This window comes from Candidatus Centipeda massiliensis (genome assembly GCF_900290285.1).
GTDB classification, from domain to species: domain Bacteria; phylum Bacillota; class Negativicutes; order Selenomonadales; family Selenomonadaceae; genus Centipeda; species Centipeda massiliensis.
This window is the reverse complement of sequence record NZ_LT985755.1, coordinates 381445-401210: the sequence shown is the minus strand read 5'-3', so window position 1 is coordinate 401210 and position 19766 is coordinate 381445. Positions and strand designations below refer to the sequence as shown.

Sequence of the window (19766 nt, the reverse complement as noted above, 5' to 3'; positions counted from 1 at the left end):
CCATTAGGAGAACTTTCTAGGAAACCCAAAGGGAAGGTGAGACTCATCGAATTTCATGCCTTGACAAAGGAAGACAAGCCCCTGCTTGATCGCTATTTTTGTGCGAATTACTACGAGAATTCGCATTTTAATTTTACGAATCTCTATATGTGGCGCGAGCCGTTCCACGTTCATATCGCGGAGGAGGATAGCGTTCTCTATGTGGTGAGCGAGTGGAAGGCGCGCGTTTCAGCGCTGCAGCCGTTTTGCGATCCCGCGCTCTACCCCGCAGCGACGAAGAAGCTGCTCGCGTACTTCGAGGACATCGAGCAGCCCTTTCACATCTATGACATGGAGCGCGGCTATGCAGATTTCCTGCGCAGCTGCGACTGCGCCAACTTCGAGGTGGTCGCTGACCGCGACAACTATGACTATGTGTACCTTTCGGAAAAGCTCATCAGTCTCGCGGGGCGCAAGCTGCACTCGAAGAAGAATCATCTGAATGCGTTTCGCAAGGAGCATCCCGATGCGGAGTTCGTGCCGATTACAGATGAGATCGTAACGCTGTGCAAGCTTGAGCTGAACAGCTGGTACAAGCAGCACAAGCAGGAGGACGGGACAGTCGATCCGTTCATCGGCTATGAGCGCACGGCGATCCTTGAGGTGCTGAACAACTTCGCGGACTTCGGTCTGAAGGGAGGGGCAATTCTCCTCGGTGGGCGCGTCGTCGCCTTTACCTTCGGCGAGCAGCTGAACACGGATACGGCGGTGATTCATGTCGAGAAGGCGGATCCCGAGCTGCGCGGCGCGTATCCCGCGATCAATCAGGGGTTCGTGGAGCACGCGTGGAGCCATCTGACCTACATCAACCGCGAGGAGGATATGGGGATCGAGGGGCTGCGTAAGGCAAAGGAGTCCTACAAGCCCGAGAAGCTGATCGAAAAGTTTAATGCGACCTTGGTCGGATTTGCAAACTGCACGTGAATATGGTAAGATAGCACAACGCTAGGATAACGCAGGCTCGTCCTTCGCCCCACATCAGCGGCGAGGGACTTTCTTGTATATAATGGTTCTATGATAAATGTTACGGAAGAATGCGGACGGCGATGCTCCGTAGCAAACCCTAGTGGAGTAAGCGGAATAGAGGGCACGTTCTGTCCCCTGCGGATTTTGACCGTCCAAGCGAAGCGCGTTTGAAATCCGCAGGTATTTAGGCAGATAAGTGCCCGACCGCTTGCGTAACGAGGGGTCTGCGAGGAGCTCGCGCGTCCGTAACATTTGACGTAGACCCAATATGGGAATTTTTTATGCGGGGGGAACGATCATGAATCACACGAAGTACACCAAGGGATACTATATGCCGCCCGAGATCCGTCTGGACTGGCTGCGCAAGGACGCACCCGACAAGGCGCCGATCTGGTGCTCGGTCGATCTGCGCGACGGTAATCAGGCGCTCATCATCCCAATGAGCATGGACGAGAAGCTGGCATTTTTCGATCTTCTCGTGCGTGTGGGATTCAAGGAAATCGAGGTTGGCTTCCCTGCTGCGTCGGAGACGGAGTACGAGTTCCTGCGCCGCCTCGTCGATGACAATCTCATCCCCGATGATGTGACCGTACAGGTGCTGACGCAGGCACGTGAGCATATCATCCGAAAGACGTTCGATGCGCTGCGCGGCGTGAAGAACGCGATTGTGCACGTCTACAACCCCACATCTGCGGCACAGCGTGAGCAGGTCTTTGCACGCTCGAAGGAGGAGATCCTTCAGATTGCCGTGGACGGCGCGAAGCTCCTCAAGAAGCTGACGGAGGAGGCGGGAGCGAACTATCGGTTTGAATACTCGCCCGAAAGCTTCACGGGCACGGAGCCGGAGTATGCGCTTGAGGTCTGCAATGCCGTTCTCGATGTATGGCAGCCGACCCCCGACCGCAAGGCGATCATCAATCTGCCTTCGACCGTGCAGATGTCGATGCCGCATGTCTACGGTATGCAGATCGCCTATGTTAACGAACGCTTGAAGTATCGTGACAGCGTCGTTCTCTCCCTTCACCCGCACAATGACCGCGGCTGCGGCGTGGCAGATGCGGAGATGGGGCTGCTCGCGGGCGCAGACCGCGTTGAGGGCACGCTCTTCGGCAACGGGGAGCGCACGGGCAACGTCGACATCATTACGGTCGCGATGAATATGTTCGCGCTCGGCGTCGACCCGAAGCTTGATTTCTCCGATATCCCACACCTCGTCGAGGTCTATGAGCAGGTGACACGGATGCAGGTCAATCCGCGTCAGCCATACTCCGGTGCGCTTGTCTTTGCTGCGTTCTCCGGCTCTCATCAAGACGCCATCGCCAAGGGCATGAAGCACTGGGAGGAGAACAAGCCGAAGCACTGGTCACTGCCATACCTCTACATCGACCCGAAGGATATCGGGCGCACATACGACGGCGATGTCATTCGTATCAACAGCCAGTCGGGCAGAGGCGGTGTCGGCTACATCATGGAGCAGCAGTACGGCATCAGCATGCCGAAGAAGATGCGCGAGGATCTCAGCTATCGTGTGAAGTCTGTCTCCGACAGTGGACACAAGGAACTCCTGCCGGATGAAATCTATAAGGTCTTTACAGATACATACGTCAATATCACTTTCCCGTTCGAGCTTTTGGATTTCCATTTGAAAAAACAGCCGGACGGTACACGCATGGGCGATGTTCACCTCAAGGTGGACGGCGAGGAACGCACGTATGAGGCGCGCGGCAACGGACGCCTTGATGCAATCTCGAATGCGCTGCAGGCGAATCTCGGACTCCGCTACACGAACCTGACGTACAGCGAGCACGCACTTGAGATCGGTCAGACCTCACGCGCCATTTCCTACATCAGCATCACGGACGAGGACGGCAATGTCCACTGGGGCGCGGGACTGGACACGGATATCATCACCTCGTCCATCCTTGCTCTCTTTAGTGCGATCAATCGGATGAAGGCAGGACACTGAAACGTGACAGACCTCGTTGCCGAAAAGCTGAAACTGCTGCCCGATTCGCCGGGGGTCTATCTCATGAAGGACGCGCGCGGGAAGATCATCTACGTGGGCAAGGCAATCGTCCTCAAGAACCGCGTGCGGCAGTATTTCCAGAGCAGCCGAAATCAAGCTCCGAAGGTGCGGGCGATGGTCTCGCACATCGCCGACTTCGAGACGATCATGACCGCAAACGAAGTCGAATCCTTGATTTTGGAAGCGAACCTAATCAAGAAACATCGTCCCCGCTACAATATCAGGCTAAAGGACGATAAGAGTTATCCATACGTAAAAGTGACGGTGCAGGAGGAATATCCGCGCGTCTTCATCACGCGGCGTGTGCTGCGTGATGGAGCGCGCTACTTCGGCCCCTATACGAATGTGACGGCGCTGCGGGACAGCTTGAAGCTCCTGAAGCGCCTTTTTCCTCTGCGTACGTGCCGGACGATGCCCGACCGCCCCTGTCTGGAGTACCACATCAAGCGCTGCCTCGCGCCCTGCGTGGGGAAGGTGACGGAGGAGGACTACCGCGCAATGATCCGCGCCGTTCTGCTCTTCCTTGAGGGGCGGACGGATGATGTGGAGCGCGAGCTGGAGCACCGTATGACGCTTGCAGCAGAAGCCTATCACTTCGAGACGGCGGCGCGCCTGCGCGACCAGCTCACTGCAGTGCGCAAGGCGGCGGAGCGGCAGAACATCGTGACGGGCGCGGGCGATCAGGACGCGATTGGCATGGCACGGTCTGCGGCGGGGGTCTGTGTGCAGATCTTCTTCATCCGCGGCGGTAAGATGATCGGGCGCGAGCATTTTCTCCTGCGCGGGAGTGAGGAGGAGAGCGATGCGGACATTCTGCGCGCATTTCTCGAACAGTATTACAATCAGGCGACGTTTGTCCCGCGCGAAGTGCTGCTGCCGCATACGATTGATGCGGTGGGGCAGGAGATCATCGAACGCTGGCTTGCGGAGAAGAAGGGTGGGGGAAAGGTCGCGCTCCTCACACCGCAGCGCGGTACGAAGCGCGATATTGTCGTGATGGCAACGGGGAACGCGGAAAAATTCCTCGCGGACGAGGAAACGCGTCGCAGTCTTGCAGACGAGCAGACACTCGGCGCGGTCGAGGAACTCGGGCGCTATCTTGGACTCAAGAGACCGCCGTATCGCATGGAGTGCTTCGATATCTCACACAATCAGGGGCAGGAGACCGTCGCCTCGATGGTCGTATTCGAAGGCGGCATGCCGAAGAAGTCGGACTACCGCCGCTTCAAGATCAGGAGTGCCGAGGGCAAGCCCGATGACTTCCTTTCCATGCGCGAGGTAACGACGCGTCGCTACGTCGGACTGCCGGAGGATGAACTGCCCGATCTCATTATCATTGACGGCGGCAAGGGGCAGCTCTCCTCCGCGCTTGAGATCATCCGAAACGAGGCGGGGCATAAGGATGTGCCTGTCGTTGGACTCGCCAAGCAGTTTGAGCTCGTCTTTACCGAGGGCAATTCCGAGCCGGTGGAACTGCCGCGCCGCAGTCAATCGCTCTACCTCATTCAGCGCATTCGCGACGAGGCGCACCGCTTTGCCATCACCTTTCATCGCAAGCTGCGCGGCAAGCGGAATCTCGTTTCTGTATTGGATCATATCGTTGGCGTTGGTCCAAAGAGACGACAAAATCTGTGGTCGCACTTTGGGACGTTGGAGAAAATCAAGGCGGCTTCGGTCGATGAACTCGCCTCTGTCACCGGAATGAATCGCCCTTCGGCGGAGGCGGTCTTCCATTTCTTTGAAGCACAGCGCGAACTTCGTGGAAAACAATAGAAGATAGGATTCTCCCCCAAAATTGACGAACTGTATGATTGCATGGAAGTTCAGATTATTTTATAATAATCAAAAAGATTTGAAATTGATGACATCTCATTGAGGAGGTGTCGCACGATGATCATCTTTCAGCGTATGCAGATATGGGGTGCGACGCTTCTTCTCACCGTGAGCCTCTTGCTTCTCGCCTGCGGCGATACGGCGCAGACCCAACAGACAGAAGAGAATATCGTTGTTGTTTACAACTGTAATGCCGATGACTGGACAGCTCCGATCGCCAAAGAATTTCAGGAGCAGACAGGCATACAGGTACAGCTTGTCAGCGGAAGTTCCGGAGAACTCATGGCGCGTGTGCGTACGGAGCAGGAAAGCCCGCATGGCGATATTATCTGGGGTGGTACGGCGGATGCCTACGTTTCACTTGAATCCTATTTGGAATCCTATGTGTCTCCTGAAAAATCTGCGATTCGCCCAGAGTTTGTGCGCAGGAACGATGCGTTCTACAACATGGTCATGGATCCCTACGTCATTGCTTATAACACGGATCTCGTGAGTGAGGCGGATGCTCCGAAGGGGTGGCGGGATCTCCTTGATCCGAAATTCCATGGGCGCATTGCACTCGCGGATCCTGCGAAATCTACATCCTCCTATGACGTGCTCCTGACGATGATGGATGCCCTCGGTGGAGATCCGAATATCATCGGGGCAGTAGCGGAGAATTTGGATGGACGCATCATTGGCAGTTCGGCGGAGCAGATCAAGGCACTCTCCGATGGAGAGTATGCGGTCACAGCGACGTTCGAGGAGCCGGTGCTCAAATACATTGCAAGCGGTGCACATATCAAGATTGTTTATCCTCAAGAGGGGACGGCTGTCTCCGCTGGGAGTGTTGCAATCATCAAGAACGCACCACATGCTGAAAATGCAAAACGATTTCTCAACTTTTTGATGAGCCGTCAGGTTCATGAGCGCCTCGGCGATTTTGAACGGCGCTCCACGCGTGCCGACATACCGGCACCCGCGAATCTTCGTCCACTTTCGGAGATTCGTTACACTTGGTTTGATACGCAGCGCGCCGTCTCCTTTCGAGACGAATTCCTAAGCAAATGGCGCGCGGCGGTTATCAAATAAATCCCCATTTCCCCCCATCCCCCCATTCCCATATTTTCCCCTTCCAAGACCGTCACTTTGTGTGGCGGTTTTCCTTTTTCGATGTTTTTACGATTTTACTTGACAGAAATGAAATTTATCCGTATTCTTTCTTTATAGTCTGAAGATTAAGGGCGGCTTTTTGTTTTACTCGTTTTCCGCCGTGTGTTTTTGCGGCTGGGGAGGAGTTGCGCCATTCATGGGACGATATCGGATCAGTTATCAGAGTCGCTTGCTTGCCTATCTCTTTGTCGGCGGGCTGTTTCCCCTGCTGCTTGCCTCCGTGATGATACTCTATGCGGCGGACAGTGTCTATGAAAATACACAGGCAAAAGGGGGACGCGCAGAGGTGCAGCGGATCTCGCGTGAGATCGACAACCTTGTCGGAAGCTACGAACGCCTGATGACACCGCTGCTCGTACGCAGCGAGATGCTTGCATTTCTCCGTGGTGAGCGTTCGGATGTGGAGCATATCTACGGGGATCTCTATGCGATTCTCGCGGGACGATCCGGCGAGTCGGCGATCTATCTCCTCTCGGCGGATGGGAGCCGGGTCGTTGCAACGGACGATCTGCCGCGTGACTACCGGCTGCCGGAGCATCTGCATTGGGGACTGCTTGGGCGTGCCGTGAACGCGCAGGACTGGGTGATCTCCTCGGCGGATCGCTATGAGGCGGATCGCAGGGAGACGGTCTTTTCGATGGCACGCGCAATTCGTCAGGGGGATGAGGTTCTTGGCTTTGCCGTCGTAGATATGCGGCGTGAGGCGCTCGTCCCGCTGATTCAGCGCGTGCAGGATGGCAACGAGGGACAGATCATTCTGACGGATCGCTATAACTATGTGATGATGGATATGCTTGACCATCACCGCGAGGGGTTTTCCACGGTTTTCTCAGCGCCTGAGGAGGGAGCCTCGGAGTCTGTCTTTCGCGACTATGCGTATTCCTCGCCGGATACCGGTTTTTCCGTTCACCTGCGGCAGCGGCTGGACTCGGCTCCGCTTGACTATCTCTTTCGCCTCGTGCTCATGGTGGATGCTGTTGCACTCAGTGTGACGGCGTACCTTGCCTATCGTTTGAGCCGTCATCTCTGGCGGCCGCTGCATACGCTTGCGACGGCGATGCGGCGCGTACGCAGTCAGGATGATTTCTCCGTGCAGGTGGATGCACAGCGCGGTGATGAGATCGGGGAGCTGGCGCTCACGTTCAACAGTCTTGTCACGCACGTACGGACGCTGCTGGCGGAGAATCGGGAGCGGGAGCGGACGCTGCGTGTGGCGCAGGTGAAGTCGCTGACGGAGATGATACGACCGCACTTTATGTATAACACGCTGAACCTCATCAAGTGGAGCGCAAAGCTCGGGGACAGTGAGGGCGCTGCGGATATTGCGGTGCAGCTGGGGAAACTTCTGCGCGCCTCGGTGAGCATGAAGGAGTTTGTTCCGGTGGTGGAGGAGCTGACCTTTCTCCGCACCTATCTGAAGATTCAGCAGTGCCGTTTTGAGGGGCGTCTGCGCGTGACGGTACGCGTCAATGCTGCGGTCTATGGCTGCTATGTGCCGAAGCTGATTCTGCAGCCGCTTGTCGAGAATGCCATCCAACATGGGATTGAGATGACGGAGAGTGGCGGACATATCACAATCACAGGTGTGCGGGAAGAGGAGCACCTGATCTTTCGCGTAAAGGACAATGGACAGGGGATATCAGAGGAACGGCAGAAGGAAGTGCTTGCGCGGCGGGATGATAATCATTTTGGTCTTTATAATGTGCATACGCGTGCTGTTCTGAATGGAGATGCGGGCTGCGGGATTACACTGCACAGTACAGAGGGGAAGGGAACCGAGGTAATACTGACGCTGAAGTACTGGGAGGAGGCTCCTCGTTATGATTAAAGTGCTTATTATCGATGATGAACCCATGCAGCGGCAGGGCATTGTGCGCCTGACACCGTGGGAGGATTTTGGTGCCGAGGTGATTGGCGCGGCGGGCAGCGGCATGGAGGGGATTCTCCTCGCGCGCGAACATCGCCCCGATGTGCTCATTGTGGATATCAAGATGCCGGGGCTCTCCGGACTGGACGTGATCGCGCGGCTGCGCGAGGAGCTGGATGCGGAGTATATCATTCTCTCCGGATACAGCGAGTTCGAGTATGCTCAGCAGGCTATCTCACTTGGCGTATGCGCCTACCTGTTGAAGCCGCTTGATGATGAGGAGCTTGCCGCCGCCGTGCGGCTTGCGGCAGATCATATCGAGGAGCGCCGCTTTCACCTGCATGATGTTGCCAGTGCCGATGGCGGCTGCGTCCACCTGAATCTGCCCGAGGAGGAGCCGATTCGCGGCTATTTGCTTCATGCCGTTCGTCACATGGAGGAACACATGGCAGAGCCGATTACCGTGCGCGAGGTGGCGGAGGAACTCGGCCTCAGCGTCAGCTACCTGCACAAACTCTTTGCACGCTGCGGCACCTCGTTCAGTTCCTATCTGACGGATTGCCGTCTGCGCCGTGCGGGGCAGATGCTGCGTGAGAGCGATGAGAAGATCTATGCGGTTGCAGCGGCATGCGGCTATCAGGATACGCGCTATTTCAGCAAAATTTTTCAGAAACACATGGGGGTTAAACCGACGGAGTATCGGCACGGAAAAAATTTATAAAAATTTTGCAAACCCCCTAGTCAAAAACAAAAAAATGTTGTAATATAATAATCGTTATTGGGTAGTAATTTGAACATGAGTCAAATATCCCGATACATTGTGTGTATTATATTGAAACGTGTATTATATTAAAGGAGGGCTTCCCATGAAGACATGGGTTTGTACGGTTTGCGGCTGGGTTTATGATGAGGCGGCAGGAGATGCCGATTATGATCTGGCTGCCGGTGTCGCGTTCGAGGATCTGCCGGATGATTTCGTCTGCCCGCTCTGCGGCGTGGACAAGACGCTGTTTGAGCAGCAGGAGTAGCACTGCGTTTTTGAAGATTGGCCCCGCGTCAGCGGGGTTTTTTCATACTCCTATATGATCTGCTCAAATGTTTTGCTTTTCAGAGGAAAATCCCGTATAATGAACGACATATTGTTTTATTTTGGGGGACTTGTCTTTGGCACAGCAAATTGAAATCAGCATTATCTTCGTTGTATATATGCTCTTGATGATGGGGATCGGCGTTTACTATTACCGCCGTACGCGCAATATGAGCGATTACTTTCTCGGCAACCGAAAACTTGGGGCGTGGGTGACGTCGATGAGTGCCGAGGCGTCGGATATGTCGGGCTGGATGCTCATGGGGCTGCCCGGATTTGCGTACATTGCGGGGCTGAACGCAGGCTGGATCGCCCTCGGTCTTACACTTGGAACGTGGGCAAATTGGCAGTTCATCGCAGCGCGTCTGCGTGTCTATACGGAACTAGCGAATAACTCACTGACGCTGCCGGATTTCTTTGAGAATCGCTTCTTTGCCACATCGGGCGCACTGCGCATTGTGCCGGCGATCTTTATCCTGATCTTCTTCATCCTCTATACGTCTTCGGGATTTGTAGCGGCGGGTCGCCTTTTTCAGACGATCTTCGAACTGCCCTATCTGACGGCGCTCTTTGCCGGCGCAGGCGTGGTTGTCTTCTATACACTGGTTGGAGGCTTCCTTGCCGTATCGCGTACGGACTTCATACAGGGCGTGATGATGTTCTTTGCAATTCTCGTAGTTCCTGTGGGCGCTGCGATGATGCTCGGTGGATTCGGGGCGACAGCAGAGATGATCTACACGGCGCACGCCTCGTTCTTTTCTCCGCTGACGAAGGTGGACGGGAGTACGATCGGTTTCATTGAGTTTATCTCGTTGATGGCATGGGGGCTTGGTTATTTCGGTCAGCCGCATATCCTTGTACGCTTTATGGCGATTCGCCATGCCCAGGAGCTGCCGCAGGCGACGCGGATTGCGATGGCGTGGGTTGTCATTTCTCTCTCTGCTGCCATTCTGGTTGGTATGGTCGGAGCCGTCTATCTGAAAACTCCGCTTGAGGGTACGGCTGCGGAGACGGTCTTCCTCGCGATGGCGGGAGATCTTTTCCCACCCGTGATTGCAGGACTGATTCTCGCGGCAGTGCTCGCGGCAATCATGAGTACGGCATCCGCGCAGCTGCTCGTTGCGGCATCGGCGTTTGCGCAGGACATCTATCGGCGCAGTTTCCGCCCGCACGCACAGCAGGTAGAGTTGGTCTGGGTGAGTCGCCTGTCGGTACTCTTGATTGCAGCGGCGGCACTCTATCTTGGCCTTAGTCCGGATAATTTCATTCTCGATATGGTGGCGTATGCGTGGGCGGGCTTTGGTGCCTCGTTTGGTCCTGCGCTTCTCATGTGTCTCTTCTGGCGGCGTACGACGGAGCGCGGCGTGCTCGCAGGGATTGTGACGGGCGGTGTGACCGTTCTCGTCTGGAAGCAGTTTGCGCTGCTTGGCCTCTATGAGATCGTGCCCGGCTTCCTGTTCGGGCTGCTTGCCATCTATGTGGTCAGCAAATTGGATCGTGAACCAGCGCCGGCGGTGACGGATCTCTTTGACCGCGTGAAACGGCAGTAGATGTTGCATTCGTTACCGTACGTTTAGGACTTTTGTGCTATAATGTGGCTTGAATAGGAGAATACGATGGCATTTACATTTACGCATGTGAACTTTAATGTGCTCGATCTTGCACGCAGCATGGACTTCTATGAGCGCGCGTTTGGATTTCGTGAGAAGCGGCGCCTCGAGGCAGATGGCTTTACGCTCGTTTATCTGTGGGACGGTGCAACGGAGTTTGAGCTGGAACTGACCCATCTGGATGTACGCACAGAGCCGTACAACCTTGGGGAAAAGGAGTTCCATCTCGCCCTTCACACGGATGATTATGAGGAGGCACGTGCAAAGCATGCAGAGATGGGCATTATCTGCTACGAAAATTCAGAGATGGGGATTTACTTTGTCGAGGATCCGGATGGATACTGGATTGAAGTTTTGCCAAAAAACATGTGACGAAAGACATACTTTCGTGTATAATAGGGGATACATGAAATAGTCCGTTAAAAGAGGGTGAACTTGTATGGGGAAATTACGGGTGCTGATCGTGGATGATTCCAAGATCAGCCGCGTGATGATTGCTGAGAATCTGCGGGATACGGATTTCGAGGTCTGCGGTATGGCGGCAGACGCGGTGGAGGCATTGAAACTCTACACAGAACATCGTCCGGATCTTGTGACGATGGATATGAACCTGCCCGATACCAATGGGTTGGAATGCAGCAGACGCATTCTCGCCACGGATCCGAATGCGAAGATTTTGATGGTCAGTGCGATGAAGGATCTGAACCTCATCGTGCAGGGGAAGGCAATCGGTATCCGCGCATTTTTGCAGAAGCCGGCATCGAAGCCCGATCTGGTGGATACGCTCCACTTGATCTGTGAGTCGTCTGCAAGTCAGGAAACGCTTTTTCGTGAACTCTACGCCAAGCCGTTTGGGCGTGCGCTTCAGCAGGGACTTATGGGGCTGCTCGGCATGGAGGGAGAAGTCGTGATCGAGTCGTATGACGCGCGCTCGCTCGATGTGAGCGGTGCGGCGGTGATCATCGGGATCACGGGATTTACGACGGGACGTGCGATCCTCTATGTGGACGAACCCGTGATTAAGCTGTTTGCGATGCATATGCTTGGGCGTGCGACGGTAGAGGAAGTCGATGATGTCGAGGCTGTGGATGCCGTGGAGGAGGCCGCAAACATTCTTGCGGGGCGTGCTGTCTCGAAGATCAACAATGTGCTTGATGGAAAGGAACTGCGACTCACACCGCCGGGCACGATCCGCGGGTCGCAGGTGCATATTGTCAGCCCCCGTATGACGACGTTCTGTATTAGTATACAGCTGCCAATCGGAATGGTACGAATGAATGTGGGCTTTGCAGAGGGAGAGTAGTCAATGGATGCAAAACTGATCAATCCTTTTGTGGATGCCTTTACAACGGTCATGCCGATGCTGGGCTTCCCAGAACCGACACGTACAAAACTCTATGCGGCCTCATCACGGGTCAAGAGTTTCGGTGTGTCGATGCTGGTCGGCTTTACGAAGCAGATCCGTGGGAATGTTGTCTACAATATGAGTGAGGAAACAGCGCGTTTTATCGCGTCCCAGATGATGATGGGCATGCCCGTAGAGACGTTCGATGAGATGGCGCAGAGTGCGATCTCGGAACTCAGCAATATGCTGACAGCACATACTGCGACGAATATTACGGGACTCGGACTTGATGTTGATATATCCACGCCGTCGCTGACTGTCGGCAAGGATTTTGAGGTCAAGATCAGCGATGGACAATATCTCGTCGTTGAGATGAGTTTCAGCGATCAGATGGTGGATCTGGCGATTGCCGTCGATCAAATGTAAACCGTGCAGAACACTTTTTATCGGAGGGAGCATTCGATGAAGGGTGCAGAGCAGGTGCGTGTCTTCCTTGATGGGAGACAGGTGGACGCTGCGGGCGAGGAGAGCCGCATTGCGCTGTCCGTTACCGGACGGCGTTTTTTGCGTGGTGAGAGCCGTTATGTCAGTTACGATGATGGTACGTTGATTGACGGCGCGATCATTCCGTCGGTGCTGCGCATCGCATCTGCGGGTGTTATGCTCCAGCGTCGCGGTGTCGTGCGCTGGACGCAGCACTTTGCCGCCGGAGAGGAGCGCACGAGCAACTACCGCACACCATACGGCACATTTCTCATCAAGACGATGACGCGGCGTCTCCGCATGCGCGCGTTTCCGGATGGGAGGGAGGAGATCTACATCTTCTATACCCTCTATGTGGATGGCGTGCGGCAGAGCGATAACACATTGGAAATACGAATCGAGCCGATGTAAAGGAGAAGTAGCAAAGGTGGATATTAAACAGCAGATTGAGCAGGCGCTCGTACGTGCCGTGGAGGCTGCGGTGGCTGCGGGACAGCTGCCGGAGGGGGCGGAACTGCCCCCCGTGCTTTTGGAGGAGCCGCCGGAAAAGAAGCTCGGCGACTTTGCCACGAATTTTGCGATGCAGTCGGCGCGCGTATTCCGGCAGTCTCCACAGAAGATTGCGGCGGCGATTCGGGAGCACCTCACGGGGGATTGGCTCGATCATGCAGAGGTCGCAGGTCCCGGCTTCCTCAATCTCTACCTCAAGAAGGCGGTGATTGCCGATACCCTGCGTGCCGTCCTTGCCGCAGGGGAGGCCTATGGGACGCTCCCGCCGAAGGATGCGCCGTGCATTCAGGTGGAATACGTCAGTGCGAATCCAACTGGTCCGCTGCACGTCGGGCATGGGCGCGGAGCCGCTGTCGGTTCGGCCCTGGTGAAGCTCCTGCGTACGGCTGGCTATGCCGTCGACAGCGAGTACTATGTCAACGATGCGGGCAATCAGATGAATCTGCTTGCCGTGTCTGTGAATGCACGTTATCTGGAACTGCTCGGCAAAGAGGTGGAGTTTCCCGACAACGGCTACCATGGTGCGGATATCACGGAGACAGCACAGCGCATCATTGATCGCGACGGGGACAGGTATCTTGCGCTGCCTGGGGAGGAACGCCTAAAACTATTTCAGGATGTCGCCTATCGTGAAAAACTTGCTACACTCAAGGACGATTTGGCGGATTTCGGTGTGACGTTTGATCGCTGGTTCAGTGAGCGCACGCTGCATCCGGGCGCCGTGCGCCGCGTCGTGGATATCCTTTTGGAGCGCGGTACGGCGTATGAGAAGGACGGTGCCGTCTGGCTGCGCTCGACGGACTACGGAGACGACAAGGATCGCGTCATCTTCCGTGCGAGCGGTGTGCCGACCTATCTTGCGGCGGACATCGCCTATCATGATGATAAATATGGACGCGGCTACGGGCGGCTCATCAATATCTGGGGGGCTGACCATCATGGCTATGTGGCGCGTGTCAAAGCATCCATGGCGGCACTCGGACACGATCCCGAAGCGCTGACGGTGCTGCTTCTGCAGATGGTGAGCCTCTATCGCAATGGGCAGCTCGTGAAGCTCAGCAAGCGTACGGGAGAAACGGTTACGCTGCGCGAGCTGATGGAGGAGGTCGGCGTCGACGCAGCACGCTACTTCTTCCTCATGCGCTCACTGGACAGCCAGCTCGACTTTGACCTCGACCTTGCAACGAAGAAGTCCAACGAAAACCCCGTCTACTATATCCAGTATGCACACGCGCGTATCGCGAGCATCTTCCGTCAGGCAGATGAGGTGGGGCTTGCCGCGAAGTTTGGCGCGGAACTGGAACTTCTGACGGATGAAACGGAGATCGCGCTGATCAAAAAGATCGCTGCCTATCCCGAGGAGATCGAGCGCGCAGCGGCGGAGTTTGCACCCCATCGCATTGCACGCTACAGTCATGAACTGGCGGGGGTATTTCATTCGTTTTACAATCAGTGCCGCATTGTCGGTCAGGAAGAGGGACTTGCTTCCGCACGCCTTGCCCTCGTCCTTGCGACGGGGCGTGTCATTCGCCACAGCCTTGGCGTACTTGGAGTCACGGCACCGGAGAAGATGTAACCGCTGCTTGAAAGGAGCGTATCTTAATGGATTTTGAACGTATGTCAGAAGTGGACGCCGCCTATCACATTCTCATGCAGAAGGGGACGCCGCTGCACTATAAGGATCTGATCCTTGAGGTCATTGAGGTGACGCATAAGCCCGTGCAGTCGCAGTCGCAGGCGATCTCCGAGATCTATACGATGATCAATATGGACAGCCGCTTTCACTACGAGGGAGAGAGCAAGTGGGGGCTGACCGAGTGGGTTCCGCCCGAGGTGAAGCGTTCCTCTTCCCGTTCGTCGGGAACGTCGGCAAAGACGGCAATCACCAAGGAAGCGGCGCGCAAGAAGAAACTCGAGAGTATTCAGAACTGACCTGAGATGTTCGGAGGAACGGCATGGCAAAGTATATTTTCGTCACGGGCGGCGTTGTTTCATCGCTCGGCAAGGGCATTACGGCGGCTTCCCTCGGTCGTCTGCTGAAGAATCGCGGGCTGAAGGTTACGATTCAGAAATTTGACCCCTATATCAATATTGATCCGGGGACGATGAGTCCGTATCAGCACGGCGAGGTGTTTGTCACGGACGATGGGGCGGAGACGGATCTCGATCTCGGGCACTATGAGCGCTTTATCGATATCAACCTCACAAAGCGCTCGAATATCACGAGCGGCAAGGTCTATTGGTCTGTGCTCAACAAGGAGCGTCATGGCGACTACCTTGGCTCGACGGTGCAGGTGATTCCGCATATCACGAATGAGATCAAGCAGCGCGTCTACGATGTGGCAAAGGCGGACAATGCCGATGTCGTCATCACGGAGATCGGCGGGACGGTCGGCGACATCGAGAGTCTGCCCTTCCTGGAGGCGATCCGTCAGGTCAAGAAGGAGGTCGGCAAGAACGACGCCCTCTACATCCATGTGACATTGCTCCCCTACATTGGTGCAGCGGGCGAGCTCAAGACGAAGCCGACCCAGCACAGTGTCAAGGAGCTGCGCGCCATCGGCATTCAGCCGGACATCCTCGTCTGCCGTACAGAGCAGCCGATTTCGCGTGAGATGAAGGAGAAGATTGCGCTCTTCTGCGATGTGGATGCAGATGCCGTTATCGAGAACCGTACGGCATCGACGATCTACGAGGTTCCCCTCATGATGCAGCAGGAGGGGCTGGATCGCATCGTTCTTGAAAAGATGGCGATGAATTTCGATCCCTCGAATATGGAGGCGTGGGAGAAGATGGTCTTTAAGATCAATCATCCCGCGAAGAAGGTAAAGATCGCCGTTGTCGGCAAATACGTCGCTCTGCCGGATGCCTATATGTCCGTGACCGAGGCGCTCCATCACGGCGGCATCGAAAACGATGCACAGGTGAAGATCACGTGGATCAATGCGGAGGAACTGGAAGATCCGAACGCCGACCTCGACGAACTCTTTGTCGGCTGCAAGGGCATTCTCGTGCCGGGCGGGTTCGGTGACCGCGGCGTTGAGGGAAAGATCCGCGCGATCCAATATGCGCGTGAGCATGGGCTCCCGTTCCTTGGGCTGTGCCTTGGCATGCAGTGTGCCGTCATTGAGTTTGCACGCCATGTCGCGGGTCTTACAAACGCACACAGCACGGAGTTCGTGGCGGAGACGCCGCATCCCGTCATTGCGTTGATGGAGGATCAGCAGGAGGTGGAGGAAAAGGGCGGAACGATGCGGCTCGGGGCATATCCCTGCGTGCTTGCAGACGGTTCCCGTTCGCGCACAGAGTACGATGCGGCTGAGATCAGTGAGCGTCATCGCCACCGGTTCGAGTTCAATAATGCCTATCGGGAGCAGCTCACGGAGAAGGGGCTGGTCATTGCCGGAACGAGTCCGGACAACCGCCTTGTCGAGGTTGTGGAGATCGCGGATCATCCATGGTTTGTCGCCTCGCAGTTCCACCCGGAGCTGAAGTCGCGGCCGAATCACCCGCATCCGCTCTTCGCGGGCTTTGTGCGTGCGGCACTTTCTACCCTGCCCAAATGAGCACATTCTTTTCCATACTGCGCACGGATCCTGCGGTACGCCAACTGAGTGAAGCACTTACGGGGGCGCCGCAGCAGATTCTGGCACATGGCTTTGCAGGCTCCATGAAGCACGCCGCCGCTGCGGCTGCCTATGACTGCCACCCACGTCCCCTCGCCATCGTGACGAGTGGACGTGAGGCATTGCGTGCATGGCAGGAGGATCTGGCGGCACTGCTTCCGGAGGCAGACATCTATGAGCTGCCGGAGCTGGATCGCATTGGTTTTGCCGCACCCGGTGCAGCAAAGGGGATGGAGCGCTCGGCGCAGCGCATGAATATCCTCGCACGCCTGCTGCGTCACGAGCCGATCATTGTGCTTGCAGATATTGCAGCGGCGGCACAGAAGGGGCTGAGCACGGCAGAGTTTTCGCGTGCTGCACTCTCCCTGCGCCTTGGGGAGAAACTTCCGCGTGAGACATTACTAGAACGTTTGAGCACACTCGGCTACGAACACGTGAGTGAGGCGGAGTACGCGGGACAGTTCAGCGTGCGCGGCGGCATTGTGGACATCTTTCCGATCAATGCGCTTTCGCCCATCCGTGTGGAGTTTTTCGACATGGAGATCGACTCCATGCGTGAGTACGACCCGCTGACGAAGCGCTCCATCAAGAACATTGGCACGGCTTCCATCATGCCGCTGTGTGCAGCGGATGATGAGGGGGAGGCGTGCTTTTTGACGTACCTTGGCGGCGCGGGCATGACGATCTTCGATGAACCCACGCGCCTGACTGCGGCGCTGGCGGATGCCGTGCAGGAGGACGAGGTGCGCGGGGCGCGCTTGTTTCGATGGGAGGACATGGTTGCGGCAGGGGCGGAGGGGCATGAAGTCTTTGCCTCCTTGATGAGCCGCTCTTTCCCGGCATGTGCGCCGGCCATGCTGATCGGCTTTCATGTAGTGCCCATGACGGCGTTTCAGCGCCAGTTTGCGATGCTTGAGAGTGAGCTGCGCCGTTATCTTGCGGATGAGGTACAGGTTTTGGTGCTCGCGGGCGGTGTGGAGCGCGCAAATCTTGTCCGCGATATGCTGATGGGGTGGAAGATTCCTGCAGTTGTCCTTCGTAAAGAGGGGGAGACGGCAAAGGATGCCGTACTCGTTTCCTCAGGTACGCTGCGTGCAGGATTTGAACTGGGCGGGGCGCGGGTCGCCGTGCTCACGGAGCAGGACATCTTCGGACGCCATAAGGCAAAGCTGCGCCGTACGGCATCGGCAGGGGAGCGCATTCGTCACTTCCGTGAGATTGCGCCCGGCGACTATGTTGTTCATGCTGCGCATGGCATCGGAAAATATCTCGGCGTGGAGACGCTTGAGGTGGCGGGGGTTCACCGCGACTATCTGCGCATCCAGTACGGCGGCGACGACAAGCTCTTTGTGCCGACGGATCAGGTCGGACTCCTACAGAAGTATATTGGTTCCGAGGGGGCTGCTCCGCGTCTGCATCGCATGGGGACGGCGGACTGGGCAAGGGCTCGCGCGAAGGCGCAGAAATCCGTGGAGGATATTGCCGATCACCTGCTCGCACTCTATGCCGAGCGCCAGCTTGCAAAGGGGCATGCCTTCACGCCGGACGATGCGATGCAGCGCGAGTTCGAGGAGGCATTTCCCTACGAGGAGACGGAGGATCAGCTGCGTGCCGTTGCCGAGATCAAGCGCGACATGGAGAGTGAAAAGCCGATGGATCGGCTGCTTTGCGGCGATGTGGGCTTTGGCAAGACGGAGGTTGCCGTACGCGCGGCGTTCAAGGCGGCAATGGACGGCTTTCAGGTCGCCGTGCTCGTGCCGACGACGGTTCTTGCGCAGCAGCACTACCAGACATTCGCTTCACGCTTTGCCGAGTTTGCCCCCAAGGTGGATGTGGTCTGCCGTTTTCGCTCCGTGCGGGAACAGGCAGCGACGCTGCACGAGGTGGCGCACGGCCGCGTGGACATCCTCATCGGGACACATGCGATCCTCAATCGGAAGCGCGTGCGCTTTCAGAACCTCGGTCTTTTAATCGTGGATGAGGAACAGCGCTTCGGGGTCACACAGAAGGAGAAGATCAAGGAGTTTGCGGCGGGGGGCGATGTGCTGACGCTCTCGGCGACGCCGATTCCGCGCACCCTTCACATGTCGCTCGCGGGGGCGCGTGACATGAGCATTATCGAAACGCCGCCCGCTGACCGTCTGCCTGTGCAGTCCTACGTTGTCGAGAGCAGCGATCAGGTGATACGCGGCGCGATTGAACGTGAACTCGCGCGCGGCGGACAGATCTACTTTATATACAATCGTGTGGAGAGCATTGATCGGATGCGTGAGCACTTGCTCCGTCTCGTTCCAGAGGCACGGATCGCTTCGGCACACGGGCAGATGAACGAGGATATTCTCGAGCAGGTTATGATGGATTTCTACGAGGGGCATTATGACATCCTGCTCGCAACAAGCATCATCGAAAACGGAATCGATGTTGCCAACGCGAATACCATCATCATCTACGATGCCGATCACTTTGGCCTCTCACAGCTCTATCAGATGCGCGGACGTGTGGGGCGCTCGGCAAAGATGGCATTCGCCTACTTTACCTATCGGCGTGACAAGGTACTCAGTGAGACGGCAGAGAAGCGCCTGCAGGCGATGAAGGAGTTCGCCCAGCTCGGTTCGGGCTTCAAGATCGCCATGCGCGACCTCGAGATCCGAGGGGCGGGCAGCCTCCTCGGTGCGCAGCAGCACGGACACATCGCAGGCGTTGGCTTTGAGATGTATGTGAAGCTGCTTGAGGAAGCCGTGGCTCGTAAGCGCGGTGAAGCACAGCCTCCGCCGCCCGTGGAGCCGGTGATCGATCTGCCCGTGGAGGCGTATATTGACGGCGGCTACATCGACGATGCTATGCACAAGATCGAGATCTATCAGAAGGTTGCCGCTGTGCGCTCAAATGAGGATCTGGACACGCTGCTCGATGAGTTGATTGATCGCTTTGGCGAGCCGACGAAACCAGTGCTTGCGCTTCTGGATATCGCTCGGGTCAAGAACTATGCGCGCAGTTTTGGTGCCCGCAGCATTGGGGCGAAGGGAGAGGCGCTTGACATTGTGCTGCCGACAGGGGAGAAACTTCCGCTGCCGGCACTGATGTGCCTCGATCGCGCATACGGGCGGCGGGTCGGACCCTTGCCCGAGGGCGATGGCTACCGCATCCGCTTGCAGCCGCAGGAACGCAGGGAAATACTGGACACGGCACTGGAAGTCGTGCAGATGGTGAGTGGAGAGTGAC

16 protein-coding genes are annotated in these 19766 nt (G+C 56.5%); all 16 read left to right on the top strand.

The features are described 5' to 3' along the window. The first annotated feature begins 36 nt into the window (after positions 1 to 36). The 16 genes from C8273_RS07910 (at position 37) to mfd (ending at position 19765) form a co-directional block, all read left to right on the top strand. Positions 37 to 963, top strand: coding sequence for a DUF2156 domain-containing protein (locus C8273_RS07910; protein ID WP_106627190.1), 927 nt, complete (start codon positions 37 to 39; stop codon positions 961 to 963). Between the two features lie 340 nt (positions 964 to 1303). Continuing rightward, entirely contained in the window at positions 1304 to 2971 is a 1668-nt protein-coding gene (locus C8273_RS07905) for a 2-isopropylmalate synthase (protein WP_106627318.1), read from the top strand. A gap of 3 nt (positions 2972 to 2974) precedes the next feature. Then, complete coding sequence (uvrC, locus tag C8273_RS07900) at positions 2975 to 4804, top strand: excinuclease ABC subunit UvrC (protein WP_106627189.1); 1830 nt, start codon at positions 2975 to 2977, stop codon at positions 4802 to 4804. Between the two features lie 117 nt (positions 4805 to 4921). Next, a complete protein-coding gene (locus tag C8273_RS07895) occupies positions 4922 to 5935 on the top strand; it encodes an ABC transporter substrate-binding protein (RefSeq protein ID WP_106627188.1) in 1014 nt (337 codons plus the stop codon). Between the two features lie 217 nt (positions 5936 to 6152). Further along, the gene (locus C8273_RS07890; RefSeq protein ID WP_106627187.1) at positions 6153 to 7844 is read left to right on the top strand and encodes a cache domain-containing sensor histidine kinase; all 1692 of its coding nucleotides are present in this window, start codon (positions 6153 to 6155) and stop codon (positions 7842 to 7844) included. Further along, a complete protein-coding gene (locus C8273_RS07885) occupies positions 7837 to 8604 on the top strand; it encodes a response regulator transcription factor (RefSeq protein ID WP_106627186.1) in 768 nt (255 codons plus the stop codon). The genes C8273_RS07890 and C8273_RS07885 overlap by 8 nt, the downstream gene beginning before the upstream one ends. 145 nt (positions 8605 to 8749) lie before the next feature. After that, the gene (locus C8273_RS07880) at positions 8750 to 8911 is read left to right on the top strand and encodes a rubredoxin (protein WP_106627185.1); all 162 of its coding nucleotides are present in this window, start codon (positions 8750 to 8752) and stop codon (positions 8909 to 8911) included. A gap of 136 nt (positions 8912 to 9047) precedes the next feature. Next, complete coding sequence (gene putP / locus C8273_RS07875; protein ID WP_106627184.1) at positions 9048 to 10520, top strand: sodium/proline symporter PutP; 1473 nt, start codon at positions 9048 to 9050, stop codon at positions 10518 to 10520. A gap of 66 nt (positions 10521 to 10586) precedes the next feature. After that, a complete protein-coding gene (locus tag C8273_RS07870) occupies positions 10587 to 10952 on the top strand; it encodes a VOC family protein (RefSeq protein WP_106627183.1) in 366 nt (121 codons plus the stop codon). A gap of 67 nt (positions 10953 to 11019) precedes the next feature. After that, positions 11020 to 11883 carry a response regulator gene (locus C8273_RS07865; RefSeq protein WP_106627182.1) on the top strand — a complete coding sequence of 288 codons (864 nt, stop codon included), beginning with the start codon at positions 11020 to 11022 and terminating at the stop codon, positions 11881 to 11883. A gap of 3 nt (positions 11884 to 11886) precedes the next feature. Then, positions 11887 to 12351 carry a chemotaxis protein CheX gene (locus C8273_RS07860; RefSeq protein WP_106627181.1) on the top strand — a complete coding sequence of 155 codons (465 nt, stop codon included), beginning with the start codon at positions 11887 to 11889 and terminating at the stop codon, positions 12349 to 12351. A 36-nt stretch (positions 12352 to 12387) separates the two neighbouring features. Then, positions 12388 to 12819 (top strand): DUF1934 domain-containing protein, encoded by a 432-nt coding sequence (locus C8273_RS07855; RefSeq protein ID WP_106627180.1) that lies wholly within the window; start codon positions 12388 to 12390, stop codon positions 12817 to 12819. A gap of 16 nt (positions 12820 to 12835) precedes the next feature. Next, positions 12836 to 14494 carry an arginine--tRNA ligase gene (gene argS / locus C8273_RS07850; protein WP_106627179.1) on the top strand — a complete coding sequence of 553 codons (1659 nt, stop codon included), beginning with the start codon at positions 12836 to 12838 and terminating at the stop codon, positions 14492 to 14494. Between the two features lie 26 nt (positions 14495 to 14520). Continuing rightward, positions 14521 to 14850, top strand: a complete 330-nt coding sequence (gene rpoE / locus C8273_RS07845; protein ID WP_106627178.1) for a DNA-directed RNA polymerase subunit delta — start codon at positions 14521 to 14523, stop codon at positions 14848 to 14850. 23 nt (positions 14851 to 14873) lie between these two features. Next, complete coding sequence (locus C8273_RS07840) at positions 14874 to 16484, top strand: CTP synthase (protein WP_106627177.1); 1611 nt, start codon at positions 14874 to 14876, stop codon at positions 16482 to 16484. After that, positions 16481 to 19765, top strand: a complete 3285-nt coding sequence (mfd, locus tag C8273_RS07835; RefSeq protein ID WP_106627176.1) for a transcription-repair coupling factor — start codon at positions 16481 to 16483, stop codon at positions 19763 to 19765. Before C8273_RS07840 ends, mfd begins: the two co-directional genes overlap by 4 nt. Position 19766 lies beyond the last annotated feature (1 nt).

Excerpts from the sequence above, each read along its gene's own strand:
- C8273_RS07905 (WP_106627318.1), top strand. The coding sequence starts at position 1,304 with ATGAATCACACGAAGTACACCAAGGGATACTATATGCCGCCCGAGATC.
- C8273_RS07895 (WP_106627188.1), top strand. The coding sequence starts at position 4,922 with ATGATCATCTTTCAGCGTATGCAGATATGGGGTGCGACGCTTCTTCTC.
- C8273_RS07890 (WP_106627187.1), top strand. The coding sequence starts at position 6,153 with ATGGGACGATATCGGATCAGTTATCAGAGTCGCTTGCTTGCCTATCTC.
- C8273_RS07885 (WP_106627186.1), top strand. The coding sequence starts at position 7,837 with ATGATTAAAGTGCTTATTATCGATGATGAACCCATGCAGCGGCAGGGC.
- C8273_RS07880 (WP_106627185.1), top strand. The coding sequence starts at position 8,750 with ATGAAGACATGGGTTTGTACGGTTTGCGGCTGGGTTTATGATGAGGCG.
- C8273_RS07870 (WP_106627183.1), top strand. The coding sequence starts at position 10,587 with ATGGCATTTACATTTACGCATGTGAACTTTAATGTGCTCGATCTTGCA.
- C8273_RS07865 (WP_106627182.1), top strand. The coding sequence starts at position 11,020 with ATGGGGAAATTACGGGTGCTGATCGTGGATGATTCCAAGATCAGCCGC.
- C8273_RS07860 (WP_106627181.1), top strand. The coding sequence starts at position 11,887 with ATGGATGCAAAACTGATCAATCCTTTTGTGGATGCCTTTACAACGGTC.
- C8273_RS07855 (WP_106627180.1), top strand. The coding sequence starts at position 12,388 with ATGAAGGGTGCAGAGCAGGTGCGTGTCTTCCTTGATGGGAGACAGGTG.
- rpoE (WP_106627178.1), top strand. The coding sequence starts at position 14,521 with ATGGATTTTGAACGTATGTCAGAAGTGGACGCCGCCTATCACATTCTC.
- C8273_RS07840 (WP_106627177.1), top strand. The coding sequence starts at position 14,874 with ATGGCAAAGTATATTTTCGTCACGGGCGGCGTTGTTTCATCGCTCGGC.
- mfd (WP_106627176.1), top strand. The coding sequence starts at position 16,481 with ATGAGCACATTCTTTTCCATACTGCGCACGGATCCTGCGGTACGCCAA.